Source organism: Anabaena sp. CCY 9910 (genome assembly GCF_963920875.1).
Classification (GTDB): domain Bacteria; phylum Cyanobacteriota; class Cyanobacteriia; order Cyanobacteriales; family Nostocaceae; genus Trichormus; species Trichormus variabilis.
Genome location: NZ_CAWUDJ010000023.1, coordinates 55,089 through 68,718 on the forward strand (window position 1 = coordinate 55,089; position 13,630 = coordinate 68,718).

General features: G+C 40.5%; 9 protein-coding genes and 1 CRISPR repeat array. Of the genes, 2 read left to right on the forward strand and 7 right to left on the reverse strand.

Annotated elements, in window-relative coordinates:
* Window positions 1-218: 218 nt before the first annotated feature.
* The 3 genes from ACM5QX_RS17440 to ACM5QX_RS17450 form a co-directional block, all read right to left on the reverse strand.
* A complete protein-coding gene (locus ACM5QX_RS17440; RefSeq protein ID WP_414754674.1) occupies window positions 219-2,783 on the reverse strand; it encodes a CHAT domain-containing protein in 2,565 nt (854 codons plus the stop codon).
* Window positions 2,784-2,897: 114 nt separating this feature from the next.
* Window positions 2,898-4,727, reverse strand: a complete 1,830-nt coding sequence (locus tag ACM5QX_RS17445; protein ID WP_414754675.1) for a ShlB/FhaC/HecB family hemolysin secretion/activation protein — start codon at window positions 4,725-4,727, stop codon at window positions 2,898-2,900.
* Window positions 4,724-7,072 (reverse strand): filamentous hemagglutinin N-terminal domain-containing protein, encoded by a 2,349-nt coding sequence (locus ACM5QX_RS17450; RefSeq protein WP_414754676.1) that lies wholly within the window; start codon window positions 7,070-7,072, stop codon window positions 4,724-4,726. The genes ACM5QX_RS17445 and ACM5QX_RS17450 overlap by 4 nt, the downstream gene beginning before the upstream one ends.
* 382 nt (window positions 7,073-7,454) lie before the next feature.
* On the opposite strand from ACM5QX_RS17450, the gene ACM5QX_RS17455 reads away from it, so the two are divergent.
* Window positions 7,455-8,192 carry a hypothetical protein gene (locus ACM5QX_RS17455; protein WP_414754678.1) on the forward strand — a complete coding sequence of 246 codons (738 nt, stop codon included), beginning with the start codon at window positions 7,455-7,457 and terminating at the stop codon, window positions 8,190-8,192.
* Window positions 8,193-8,201: 9 nt separating this feature from the next.
* Window positions 8,202-8,786 (forward strand): DUF4231 domain-containing protein, encoded by a 585-nt coding sequence (locus ACM5QX_RS17460; protein WP_414754679.1) that lies wholly within the window; start codon window positions 8,202-8,204, stop codon window positions 8,784-8,786.
* A gap of 377 nt (window positions 8,787-9,163) precedes the next feature.
* Window positions 9,164-10,276: direct repeats of the CRISPR family, unit length 37 nt; unit sequence GTTTCAATCCCTGATAGGGATTTGTGTTAATAGAAAC.
* Between the two features lie 254 nt (window positions 10,277-10,530).
* Here ACM5QX_RS17460 and cas2 read toward each other — a convergent pair.
* From cas2 to cas6, 4 genes are all read right to left on the reverse strand, one after another.
* On the reverse strand, window positions 10,531-10,803 hold the full coding sequence (gene cas2 / locus ACM5QX_RS17465; protein WP_011320858.1) for a CRISPR-associated endonuclease Cas2: 273 nt from the start codon (window positions 10,801-10,803) through the stop codon (window positions 10,531-10,533).
* 29 nt (window positions 10,804-10,832) lie between these two features.
* Entirely contained in the window at window positions 10,833-11,834 is a 1,002-nt protein-coding gene (gene cas1d, locus ACM5QX_RS17470; protein WP_414754680.1) for a type I-D CRISPR-associated endonuclease Cas1d, read from the reverse strand.
* A 123-nt stretch (window positions 11,835-11,957) separates the two neighbouring features.
* Window positions 11,958-12,548, reverse strand: coding sequence for a CRISPR-associated protein Cas4 (gene cas4 / locus ACM5QX_RS17475; protein ID WP_414754681.1), 591 nt, complete (start codon window positions 12,546-12,548; stop codon window positions 11,958-11,960).
* Window positions 12,549-12,734: 186 nt separating this feature from the next.
* On the reverse strand, window positions 12,735-13,607 hold the full coding sequence (cas6, locus tag ACM5QX_RS17480) for a CRISPR-associated endoribonuclease Cas6 (RefSeq protein ID WP_414754682.1): 873 nt from the start codon (window positions 13,605-13,607) through the stop codon (window positions 12,735-12,737).
* Window positions 13,608-13,630: the final 23 nt, after the last annotated feature.

The window sequence follows — 13,630 nt, forward strand, 5'->3', positions numbered from 1 at the left end:
CCGTATAAGCGTCCTAGAAGGACGGGGCTTGTACCCCTGTTCCGCTCCGCTTCACGGCTACTGGGCAGGGATTACTCCCCCTGCTCCCCGCTCCCTGCCCCTCCGCCTCTTCGGTCACAGATATTCAAGTGATATATGTTGAAAGAATAAAGTATACTAAAACAATGGTAATCATACTTAAGTAAAACGGCAAGAATATAAATTCTAGAGATCAGTCATCAAAGCCAACTACCAATTAAGACATAGGGGGCCCAATAACGAGGATGATCGTATTTTGGGTTTTTGAGTAGAGCTTGCTGTGCTAAACGCAGTGCTTCGGCTCTGCTGATGTTTGGTTGTCCTAGATGTTGGTAAAATTCTTTAATGAAGGGAACGCTGGCCTCATCGTCTAAATCCCACAAACTGGCGATCGCACTACTAGCACCTGCTTGGACTGTAGCTCCCGCAATCCCCATTACTGCTTGGTCGTTACCCGTAGCTGTCTGACAGGCGCTCAGAATCAGTAGTTCAATTTTGTGAGTGCTGTTTTGCTGTTGGTCAATAAACAATTGATCAAAATCATCTATATTTAACTTTCCATCTGCTGTCACCACAAAAGTATTTTCTCTATCTGCACTAAATAGACCGTGGGTTGCTAAGTGGATGACATCAAAATTAGAGGTGTTCAGTTTTTGGTTAAAGTTTTTGGTGGTAAATTCTTTGTCAGTAATCCAATTAACCGTTATTCCTGTATTTTTAATTTCCCTCACTTCTTGATTAACATTTGCTAATCGAGAAAAGCCGGAAAACCCTGGTTTATTAGGTGGTTCAGTCAAGCTGGCGGCTAAAACCTGCATTTTTGACCTGTTTAACGGCTTTGGTTCACGGACTTGTAACCCCAAAGCTAAGGAGACAGCATATTTTTCTACTAGATATTGCTGGCCATCATAAAGGCTAGCCATCGGAATTTTACGTAAAAAGCCATCCAAGACAAAAACCAAGTTCTTAATTTTACTTTCCTTTAGCTTTTTTTCTATTGGTTGAATCAACCAGCTATAAACTTGTTGACCATCCTGTTGCACTTCTTCATAACTACCCACTTCTTGCAGATTTTGATATAGCCGCTTTACAACCTCTTCAATTTTCTCTTGGGGCTTGGTAGCATAATGATCAAGTTGTTGATTCGGTCGCTTGAGGATAACTTCTACACGGTCATCCAAAATAATTGCATAGATAATTGCCGATGTTTGGTCTTTAGAATCAATTACCTGATCAAGTTCTAATCGAGTATCTTGACAAGTTTGTTGCAAATAGTTTTGCAATTTTGCCACTTGTAACGCTTCAATCACGTTGCGAGCTTGTATTAGGTTGTCCTGACTCGGTGCTGAGGATTGGAGTAACAAATCTACTAAACGGCGATATACAGGCTCTACTGTTTCCCGGAAAGAAAACTGCACATTTTTATTTGTGGCAATTAAATCCGTACGTATATTTTGTAAAGTATTAAATGCTTCTGTATAGGCGGTGATGGCTCCCTGCATATCACCCTGCTGTTCACACTGGCGTTTACCTTGACAGAGAACCCGCCCTAGTTGCCACTGCCAACGATAAGTAATATCTGATGCCTGAATCGACTGGGATAAATTCAGCGCCTTTCTAGTCAAATCTTGGGCTATAGACCATTGGTGAGATAGTTCATACAAGTGTCCAAGATTACCTAAGACAAAAGACTCGGCTCGCACATCTTGTAATTGTTCTGCTTGCTGATGTGCTACAGCCAAGATTTTACCAATTGTTTCGGGGCTGGGGTTGGGGAATTTTTTTGTTAATGCTAGAAGGCTTTGAGCCAAATTTACCTGAGCGTAAATAGCAGAACGTCCCAAAGGTAAGTTAGCAATTTGACTTTGAATTTCGGGATATAATACCTGAGCTTTTGACCATTGTTCCAAATCAATCAACAGACGTAACCGATTCAATTGGGAAGAGATTTTGGTAGTTGCAGTAGTTGATAAAACCGATGCTTGCTCGTAATAATCGAGAGCGATATTTTTTTGCTGTGTGTTGTTACCGGGAAGATAAGCGAGATTACCTAAACTCAGGTAAGCTGAAGCAATGGCTTCTGGTGATTGTAGTTGTTGAGCAATCTTCAGACTAGTTTGTAAATTTACTTCTGCCTGTTTGAGATCACCTGCAAGTATAAGAGCTTCACCCAGGTTACGGAAACTAGCAGCCTTAGAGAGGGAGTCTGGTTGTTTTGCCAGAGATGTTGTCAAATTCTGGAGGAGAGAAATTTCTCGGCGATAGAGTCCCAAAGCCTGCAAAGCCTGGGCTTGATTAACTTGGGCGAGGGTAGCTCTATTAGTGTCTTTTAATCGTTGATAGAGCAATGCAGACTTTTCCCAAGCAGACAAAGCAGCTTCCGCCTTACCCTGGGCTAGTTCCAAATTACCTTTGACATCCCAAACTTGCGCCCAAATTGACAGGCGTTGTGGTGAATTGGGACTTGTCTGTAAAATAGCGATCGCCTTTTCAATTGTCTGACTTGCTTCACCGATGCGTCCCAATTGGTGCAAATTCAGAGCTAAATTACTCAAAATTATCGCCTGGGCTACCGTATCCCCACTTGTTTGGTAAGCTGGCAAAACTTGTTGTAATAGCTCTACTGCTTCTGCAAATCGCCCTGCTGCATATAAATTTTTAGCTTCTTCCTCTTGAGGAACAGAAGCAACCACAGATGTAGTCAACCCTAGACTTCCCGTATCACGAGCCACCACAGGCGAAACAAATATACAAAGTAAAGCCATCACAAAAGCCAAAATTCCATACCTGAATTTCCGGCGCTGTTTCCAAAAAAATTTCCTGAATCCTAACATCACTCCTCAATCCTCATCTCTCATGTCCAATCCCCAATCCCCAAACTAAAAAGGCCTATAAATAATAGAGAAATACAAACCGTTTTCTTGCCATGTTTCCTTCCTCTGGGAATCAACAGATGTTAGAGGAATACCCCAATCTAAACGCGCAGTGAAATTATTACTCTGTCGCCACAGCAAACCCATACCCGTACTGACTAAAGTATTACTATCAGCATTTGCGCCGTTATGATTCCAGCCTGTACCGACATCTACAAAAGGCGTAATTTGCAAGACTCCTTGAGGAACGCGGAGAATCGGTAGGCGAATTTCGGCGGTTGCTTGCACACCATTATCTGTTAACAACTGATCTTGACGGTATCCCCGCACACTTGTTTGTCCACCGATACCAAACTGTTCCAACCCCAACAAGTTTCTATCTGCTAACTGCATATCAGCTTGCAACAGTAGTAAAGTATCAGGCGCTAACTGACGCAACCATTGAGCTTGTCCACGCCAGCTAAAAAAACGGCTATCTGGTTCATCGTTATTGATTGTGGCATTTAAAATACCCAAACCGAAACTAAATTGCGATCGCGCTGCTATGACTTGTCGGCTACTGCGTTGACTCCATTCCTGAAAAAACCTGATAGCTGAAACCCTGGTGTTTCCTTCGTCATCAGCACCAACCGCTAAAGGAAACGGCCCGATATCTTCCAAACCTAAAAATGTTTGACTTCTTTGGTGGCTGGCGGTAATTCCTAATGTAAATTCTTGGCTGGGAGTTTGCAGCAGGGGTTGACGGAAGGTTAATTCGTAGTAGCTGGACTGGGATGTAATATCCAAAGAGTTAAAAGGACTTTCTATAACGTTACTGTGAGTATTGCCATAGCTAAAAATCAGCTTACCGTTGCGCGGGTTAACTGGTAGGCTATAACTCACATCAAAGCCATTGCTACCATCAGTGTTGGTATAGCCGATATTTAAACCATCTCCCAGCCCTAACAAATTGGCTTCGTTAACATGAATGCGCCGCCGAAAACTTCCCACACTGGGACTACGTTGGTTATCTAGCGTTAGTTGAGTGCTAAAAGAATCAGCTTCAGTAACTTTAACTTCTAAAATATTTGTACCTGGACGGATGCCGGCTTGTAAATCTGTAGATATGCTTTTAATTAAAGGATCGAGTTGTAATAGTTGCAGTCCTGTGAGTAGGCGATCGCGTGATAGTGGTTTACCCGCAGCCATCGCCAGGCGATCGCGAATATAGCTGGGGTTAAGGCGGCGCGTACCTGTGACATTGATCTTTTCTAAACTTCCTTCTACCACCTGCATCACTACTACCCCTGCTTTCACAGTTTGCGGCGGAAGAATTACCCCAGAGGTGACATAGCCTTTATCTATATAAAATTTCGTCAACTCTGAACGGATCTTCAATAAATCATTAAAGGTAATAGGGCGTTTGAGATAACCAGCCGTCAGATTTGCTAGTTCTTGGGCGCTAAAAACCGTGTTACCCACAAACTCAAACTTCTCTACTGTTAATGTTTCCGCTAATGTCTGCGGACTAACATCTGGCTGAGTTGGTGACTGTGGTGTAGTAGGTAGGAGTTGTTCTGGAGGAGGTAAAGCTGGTAGCGGTTCTGGTTGCGGTAATGGTTGTGCTGAAGGCGGTTTCACCTCATTGGGAATTACTTGAGCCGCCAACCGTTGTGGATAAAAGCCCAGAATTAACCCTGTGAGCAAGAGTAATGTATTAGAGCCATTTCTTAAAAGAATCTGACTGATAGATTTTGTAAGATTGTCACACCTGACAAGGTTTTGAGCTTGCTTTGTGAATGGATCTGAATAGTATGGAAATGCGTTAGGCGATCGCCTATCCAGCAAGCGGTTCATTCTCTGACATTCCCTTGAATCAGACCACAGACTTTACTAGATAACCCCGACTGTAGCAGAGTAGTGACTGTTGGTTGAGTAGTCAAAACAACATCTCCATCGGCATTGTGAACCATCCCCACTGCTTCTACTAGAGGGTTGGAAGTATTTGACGATAATTGCTTTAAATCCATCTCTTTGACAGTTATATTCTCAGAATTATTACTATAATTTCTCGTATTATTTACTACCCATTCCGGCGACATAATCCCAGGCTTGAGGATATCATCAGGACTAGGCGGTAGTCCCCCACGTCCAGTAATCACAAATTCACTCTGCCCTTTAGCAACCCTATTGTTAGGAGAGCCACAGCCTTGGGCAATTAATCGAGAAGGGTCTACTAACTGTGTCGGCAATTCAACTAGCCCCTGACTGGGGTCTATGCTCAGGGTTTCAATCGCTACCTCTCCGTCTTCACCATAATCAGAACTGGCGCTAATTTCGCTAGTACCATTGGTAATAATCGCGTTTAGTTCATTTGGACTCAACTTTCCCCGATTTTGAAATCCTAGAGTACGGTTGGCACTAATGTTAATCTTGCCACCATTACCACCAAAAGCATTGGCAACGATATTACTGTCTTCTGATGGTACTGCTACGATAAATCCACCCTTAGCATTAATCCTGATGCTACCTCCATTACCACCCAATCCTTCTGCACCTGCTGTAGTGGAAATTCTACTCTGGCGACGAAGCCACAAATTTAGTGTTGTGATGTTGATATCGCCACCATCTCCTTTACCCGGACTCTGAGCTTCTATTATTCCTTTATCAGCAGTCAAAAAACTAGTTTCAATCTTAATATTTCCACCCTTACCTGTTGCCATGCCACTAAGACTACTGGAAATTTGACTATTTTCTAACAAAACGGAATCTGAAGCCGTAATAGTCACATCACCCGCATTCCCTGTACCAGATGTGGAAGTATCTAATTTAGACCCATTCTTGATAATTAGTGAGCGTGCTGAAATATTAATGTCACCTCCAGTACCATTTTGGTCTGAAGAAAAAACATCAGCTAATATTACTAAATTGTCCAAACTTACTAAGCCTTGCGATTCAATACTTACAGTGCCACCATTTGCCCCACTGCCGTCATCATTACGGCTACTAGCTATGCTGCCTCTGCCACTTAAGATATAACTATTTTTAATCGAAATTTCTTCAAAGCTGTAAATAGTTATACTTCCTGTATTACCATCAGATGAATAATTATCTACATTCAGACCAGAATTATCAATATTAACTCTTTTAGGCGTAATTTTATTACTATCGCCAACGCCAATAAATATCCGTCCCATATTTCCATTACTAGATATCTTACTACCATTGAGAATGGATATTTGGTCATTAGCGTTAATCATGATATCTCCAGCAAAGCCGGAACCAGAGTTAGTAACATTTAATTGAGAACCATTTAAATAAATAGAACCTCTGGTAGAATTAATGGCGATAATATTATATTCTGCCTGATCATTATTGGGATTAATATTACTGTTGCTAGAGGCTTTTATATTCTTAAAGATACGAATATCATCTACAGATTGAATTGTGATATTGCCAGCAATTCCATTGGGAGTTGTAGATATAATATCTCCATGTATATCAATTGTTCCTTGCTGACTGTTCAGGGAAATATCACCACCAGCTTCGAGTTTGCCCTGTAAATCCAAACTTCCAGCATTGAGCGTCAAATTTTTTCCTGTTACCAAATTCCCTTGATTAATAATACTTGCTGTTTGCTGTAAACCATACTGCACACCTACAGGTACACTCATTGTTAACAGTGGTGGTACTTGAGGATTAGTAGCACTAAATTCACTACCATCAGGAAACTGAAAACTGTTGGCTGTGGTAGCAAACAAAGAACCTTGAATATCTAACTTGGCATTTGTACCAAAAATAATACCATTGGGATTGAGCAGATATAGATTAGCTGCACCATTTACGCCCAAAGTACCCAAAATATGAGAAGCGTTACTCCCAGTAACTCGACTAAAAATATCTGCAATGCCTGTAGGGTTGGCAAAATATACTCTTTGTCCGTTGTTGACATTAAATTCTGTAAAACTGTGAAACAGGCTGCTTCCTCGTTGGACACCACCTTCAATTAAGTCAGTCTCATGTCCTTTGATGTTGACACCAGTCGTAACACGGGAGCTTTGATTACCCAAAGTCGTATCCGGTGTAATTTGTGCCGAGCTAATATTATTGGTAAATATTGATACTACAGATATTGAGATGATGGTTCCTTTTGCTAGGAGCAATCCAGCCTGAGACTGAGCAAAGTTCCTGCTGTTATTCACTTTGGAATTGAAGTTATGTTACTTAAAGACTGGGCATAAGTTGTTACCAATTAAAAGCGATACACTACACTTTGTCAAGAATTTACATAGTAATTGTTTTAGATTAATGTATAGTTTTTTGTAATCAATTTTTATATATGCTTCCGGAATAGTAGTAGGTAATTATTGGTTAATAGAGATAAACCTATTATCAGAAGTAGTTACAAGAATTTTTGCTATAGCTCTACTCATTCTCGGAAAAATTGGTTATTTTTACTATGTAACTGAATCTAATGTCAATTTCAATACATTAAGTTATAAAGGTTATGAATTGCAGATTAGACATGAAACCGAGAATTACTACGTAAAATACTTAAGTTGTTGCAACTTCTACTGCGAATAAATGGTAAATTTTTTCAGGCTAAATTTTAGCTCCAACCAAGCAGCAGCAGTTACGGTATCCGAAACCGCAGAGTTACCGGAGGCGCTAGAGCAATTAGGGCTAAGTAATTCCCGTCCCGTTTTAGTCATTGTAGGGGGTGCTAGTCAGATTAGCGAAGCTGACTTTTTGCGTATCCAAAGCCTATTTGTGAAAGTTCTAGCGCCAATTGCCCAAAGCTTGGGGGCTTATGTAGTAGATGGTGGAACGGATGCGGGAGTGATGCGATTGATGGGTGATGCCCGTAGCCAAATCAATGGCCAGTTTCCTTTAATTGGTGTAGCGCCCACAGCAAAAGTCATTCTACCCAATCAAACCATTGTCCTGGCTGATGATGCTACACCTCTGGAGCCACATCATACTCATTTTGTGCTAATTCCCGGCAGTAAATGGGGTGATGAATCTCCCTGGATAGTAAAGGTGGCAACTCTTTTAGCTAATGGCTTACCTTCGATTACTGTCCTCATTAATGGTGGTGAAATTAGCTTTATTGATGCCTTAAATAGTGTGATTGCTGGACGCTTAGTGATAGTGATTGCTGGTAGTGGGAGAACGGCAGATAAAATTGCTTCTGCTTTGCATGGAGATACAACTGATGAACGAGCTAAAGAATTAGTAGCATCTGGTCATATACAAACGATTGACTTAGAAGCACCGCCAGAAGAATTAATCCATACGATGACAAACTTACTTTTAAATTAGGAGTGAATGATGGCAAATAAGGATGATTATCAAGAATTTCTTAAGGGAAAGTTTACGAGTTTAATTGATTCGTTAAATCTCTCGGAATTACAAACACAATTTCTGTTTTCGCGTTGGTTAGATCAAATGCTGTGGATGGAAGCACAAGCAGGTAAATCACGGAATAGATATTACAGATTACGATTGATCACAATTATTGGGGGTGTGGTTCTCCCTGCTTTAGTAAGTCTCAATATTAACAGTTCTGAGGTACGGGAAATTTTTGTTTGGGCTACTTTTTCTCTTAGCCAAGTTGTAGCAATTAGCGCAGCAGTTGAGGAATTTTTCCACTATGGAGAACGCTGGCGACACTATCGCCGCACGGCAGAATCTTTGAAAACTCAAGGTTGGCAATTTTTTCAATTAACTGGGCCTTATGTGAATTATGAAACTCACGATAAAGCATTTAGTTCTTTTGCCAATCAAGTGGAAGAAATTATTCAGCGAGATGTAGAAGTTTATGCTACTCAGGTTGTGCAAGAGAAGAAACAGCAAGAAAATGGTAATGATGACAAACAAGATAATGTGAAAGAGTACAAAGAAAGTAAGATATAGCTGTTGACTGTTGACAGATTTGAAAGATTTGATAAGGATTTGTGTTAGTAGAAACTAGCGCAAACTACGCAGCAAATCCCAACTCTATTGTTTCAATCGTTAATATGGTTTTTCTTATCTTAGTGAAGTACAAACGACACTAATTGAACGCAGATGGATACAGATAAACGCGGATAAATTTGTGCCTCAGTAGCTAGGGAATGCTATGGGGATTTGTGTTATTGCAATTCCCAGTTAAGTGAGGTACAGATAATATTTTAAAACGCAGAGGGGCGCGGAGTAAAGCGCAGAGGTACGCAGAGATTTGTACCTCAGCAGACTAAGAAAGGCTATAGTAGAAACCTCAGGTGATTTGCTAGAAAAAACAATTTTATTAGGTTTCAATCCCTGATAGGGATTTGTATTAATAGAAACAAAGTAGACAGGCGAGAGATTTACCAACGGATAAGTTTCAATCCCTGATAGGGATTTGTGTTAATAGAAACATTAAATGAGATACATCTACCCGATATCAGTCTGTTTCAATCCCTGATAGGGATTTGTGTTAATAGAAACTCCAAAGGCGCGGATTTACCGTTAGCAGCGCGAATAGTTTCAATCCCTGATAGGGATTTGTGTTAATAGAAACCAGGCACATCAGCATAAGTTGGCTGCCATATTTTGTCTTCTGGTTTCAATCCCTGATAGGGATTTGTGTTAATAGAAACTTTACGGCAAACTTGCAATAGGTATACATGATGGTAGGTTTCAATCCCTGATAGGGATTTGTGTTAATAGAAACTAGCTCAAGCCTATGATTTTCATTCTGGTAATTATCGTTTCAATCCCTGATAGGGATTTGTGTTAATAGAAACTCGTCGCAACTCTGTTTTGTATTCTCGTTCTGTTTCAATCCCTGATAGGGATTTGTGTTAATAGAAACTCTGCGAAAAGTATTCCATCGTTACCAAGGAAAAGTTTCAATCCCTGATAGGGATTTGTGTTAATAGAAACGGGATTTTCTTGCTTGGCTAACTGAAGAAAGAAAGTTTCAATCCCTGATAGGGATTTGTGTTAATAGAAACTTTAAGCTGTGTTTCTACCGTGTTGATTTGGATTAACAAGGTTTCAATCCCTGATAGGGATTTGTGTTAATAGAAAACCATGCGTTTACTATTTCAATATGGAACAGGACGTTTCAATCCCTGATAGGGATTTGTGTTAATAGAATGAATCTAATGCAGAGAAGTTTGCAGGAGTTCTCGTTTCAATCCCTGATAGGGATTTGTGTTAATAGAATCCAAGGCTTGCAACCAACAAAAAAAATTTCCACCTCGTTTCAATCCCTGATAGGGATTTGTGTTAATAGAAACTTCAACCTGGTGATGTTGTTATTCAGTATAACGTTTCAATCCCTGATAGGGATTTGTGTTAATAGAAACGTTCCTAAGGATTTATAAGCTGTTTTATCTTTGTTTCAATCCCTGATAGGGATTTGTGTTAATAGAAACCCCAGGTCTGAAAAGCTTGCTGTATTTGGTTTTCAAGGTTCTGTTTCGTCAATCTCAGATTAAGGTAGCTTTTCGGAAGCTGAGTTGTCAAGAGTGAAATGGAGAAAATTGGTGCAAAAGTATTTATGGTGAGGGTTTGGGGTGTTTGCGTCAACCTCAATTGTGGTGTTGGAGGGTTCAAAAGCATGATTGGTAAGGGTTTGGGAGGATAAATTTTAGTTTGTTTGCCCAACACCTATAGGTTGACGCGCGAGTTAAGCAAAAAATACGGTAGTGTCTATTGGCATTTCGCCGCCGATGCGCTCAACTTTTCCTTGACAGCAAGCACAGAGGTGATAAAAACGGATGCTGTCTTGGTCTGGTTTGATGAGTTTGGCTAGGCGCGATCGCAGTTTAGCATACTGAGTAGGTGTCAGGTCGCATTCAAAAACGGAATACTGCATCCACTGTCCGTAAGATTTAAGAACCTTGTGAATTTTAGTACGGCGTTTATCTTCTGGTACATCGTAGGAAATTACTAAATACATGAGTCCATTCAAAATTCAAAATTTATCAACTACCTCATGACCAAAGGAGGATATTTGTCTAATTCTCCCAGCAGGTATTTAGCGAGGAGTCTAGCTTGAATTTCAAAAGTTTCCTGATACGAATACTTTTTCTGCATAACAGGATGCTTGAATTGGCTTTGTTTCTTTTCTTGATATAATCTCAAGAAAATATGTAAACCTTCTTTAGTCAGTGAAACAGCGTTGCTTATAGGTTCAGTAATAAAGTCTTTTGGGGAAAGCATCCGGCGATTAATTGCTGTGAGAACGACAGCATCAACTATTAATGGTCGAAACTCTTCCATTAAATCTAATGCTAGAGAAGGTCTACCATATCGCTCTGTATGTAGATATCCTAAATAGGGGTCGAAACCGACTATATTTAATGCTCCTTGAATATCGTGACGTAGTAAGGAATATCCTAAACTCAAGAGCGAATTTACTGGGTCTATGGGTGGGCGACGGTTGCGGGTATGAAAGCTGAAATTATCTACTCGGATTAGTTGATTAAAGCAACCAAAATAAGCAGCACTACCAGCACCTTCTAAACCCCTGATTGTATTAATTGAATTGGCTTTGTCGATGGAGGCGATCGCATGGGATAATTGACTGATATTACTATTTAAATCAATCTCATATCTGCGCTGGGCTTCTAGTAAACTATGGCGGTAATTTTTCAGCTTACCTCTAACGAAACCTTGGGTAACATGAATTGCTTGGTCTGACTCTCCAGCAGCTTTCCATTGAGCCGCACGGACGAAAATATTTTTACCCATTTCTGGCTCTAAACTAGCAAGATACTTACCGTTATTAGTGAGAAATGTGAGGGGAATTTTCTTGTCTATGAGTTCAAAAATAGCCGCAGGGGAAATACTAGCCCTTCCCATCACAACTAATCCATCAACTTTAATCAAAGGTACGTCTAAAATTACCTTTTTTTCAAATTTAACATTCAGACGTTCATCAATTTTGCTAATAAATGAATCATCCTGTGTAACGTAAACAGTTCCCATGATTTCACCTACAATAGATGTGAAGATTATTCGTCAGTACAAAATATTATTAACTAGAAACTAAATCTCAGCGCCCCTCTGCGCCTATCTCAGCGCCCCTCTGCGTTTAAAATTCAGCCTCAATTAACTCACTTCTTGATAAGTTTTCACTCTATCAATAGCCTTGGGTAAACATTGCAAATTCAGACTGCATCCTTGACAGCGTTTGCTATAAATTGGTATGGGCATTGTACCTGTGGTGAGTAAATTTGTGACTGCTTCAATTGTAGCGATCGCACTTTTTCTTAACTCCTGATTTATCTCTACTAATTGCCGTTGGTGAGAGTGGGCATAATAGATATATCCAGTCGTAATAGTTTGCCCTGTCATTTCTTCCAAACATAAAGCTTGAGCGCAAACTTGCAATTCATCATTATCCCATTCGCCTTTACGTCCGCGCTTATATTCCACAGGATAAAATTGACCACCGGCGGATTCAATTAAGTCAGATTTACCAATGAGTTTATACTTATCTGACTTCAACCAAATGGCTCGAACTTGCCAAGTTTCTTCTCGCTGATTTTCGCTGGTAGTGTGGACGCGATCGTGTAAAGTTGTACCTTCGATAGTGTATTGATTATCAATAAATTCGCCTGCACAAAACATCCGCCAACAGCGATGGGAACAATAGGCATATTGATTTAATGCCGCAATGGGAATGTATTCAATATTCATGGTTTTTAGTTATTAGTTATTGCAGAAATTGCCGTGCAAAGTCTGTACAAGATTCATCATCACAATTGGTAGTTGGTGCGTGACGCTATAAGTTTCATAACTACGTTCCCGTCTTCTCGCTGCGTCACACACCCTACAGGAAAAATATGCCAGTTGCGTAAGTCATATAGTCATGATTTGCTTCTATCATGAAGAATATAAGCGCCTAATCATACCCATTCCCATTGTAGTTTTACGTCCTACTCCTGCATACATGGCGAAGTCTGCTAAGGCATTGATTTGCTTAATTTGAATTGGCTCTATATCACCTAAAATTCGATAATTGATTTCTCCGAGAATGCCAATAAATTTACTACGAGAATCGGCTAATATTTCTGTATGAATATTGAGAAATGAGGGAAATATTGATTCAAGAGCAATTTCAGAAAATTCTATACCACTATATTTATTCCATCGGGAAAGGAGGGAATTAAACACACATTCTCTAGTGGGAAGGGTGGTGTCAAATTTTCCCTGGCGGAAGGCGGTGGGTGTGGTGAAGGTAAAATTTAGCGTGCGATGGTTTGCGAGCGATCGCAGGTCACTATTCTCACCAGCTTGCTCATACAATTGACTATAGGTAATAGCATTTGCCCAAGGTTGGGTGGATTGGGGTGTGCCTTGAATGCTGGTAATATACAAGTTAGCCGGGCCGAGATGCCAAGGATGGCTGGGATTAAGGTTGAGCCATAGTTGCGTTAGTTGGCTAAATAAGGTGTCATCAAGTAAAGATATACGCCACCAACAAGGCGTTCCGGCGGGGATGGCTTGCTGATGAAAGTATTGTAACGAGTAGCTATGAGGGATTTTCGATTTATATCTACCCCGTTCCTCTCTCTGAATTTGCAAGGGGGAAAGGGTGAAGGCTTTATCGGCGGTGGAGTCGTGCAAGCGATCGCCTAATGTGCTATCAACAGAACTAACAAGGGTGAGAAATAAGGCGTGTAAATGTCTACCCGTGAGATATTGGGGAGGAATGGGAGATTGGGGAAGCAAATTTAAAACTAAGCTATGGGGCATATTAACAATTCAAAATTCAAAAT

What these genes read in the sequence shown, in the direction of transcription:
- ACM5QX_RS17445 (WP_414754675.1), bottom strand. Translation starts at nt 4,727, where the DNA reads ATGAACCGCTTGCTGGATAGGCGATCGCCTAACGCATTTCCATACTAT.
- ACM5QX_RS17455 (WP_414754678.1), top strand. Translation starts at nt 7,455, where the DNA reads ATGGTAAATTTTTTCAGGCTAAATTTTAGCTCCAACCAAGCAGCAGCA.
- ACM5QX_RS17440 (WP_414754674.1), bottom strand. Translation starts at nt 2,783, where the DNA reads ATGGCTTTACTTTGTATATTTGTTTCGCCTGTGGTGGCTCGTGATACG.
- cas4 (WP_414754681.1), bottom strand. Translation starts at nt 12,548, where the DNA reads ATGAATATTGAATACATTCCCATTGCGGCATTAAATCAATATGCCTAT.
- cas6 (WP_414754682.1), bottom strand. Translation starts at nt 13,607, where the DNA reads ATGCCCCATAGCTTAGTTTTAAATTTGCTTCCCCAATCTCCCATTCCT.
- cas2 (WP_011320858.1), bottom strand. Translation starts at nt 10,803, where the DNA reads ATGTATTTAGTAATTTCCTACGATGTACCAGAAGATAAACGCCGTACT.
- cas1d (WP_414754680.1), bottom strand. Translation starts at nt 11,834, where the DNA reads ATGGGAACTGTTTACGTTACACAGGATGATTCATTTATTAGCAAAATT.
- ACM5QX_RS17460 (WP_414754679.1), top strand. Translation starts at nt 8,202, where the DNA reads ATGGCAAATAAGGATGATTATCAAGAATTTCTTAAGGGAAAGTTTACG.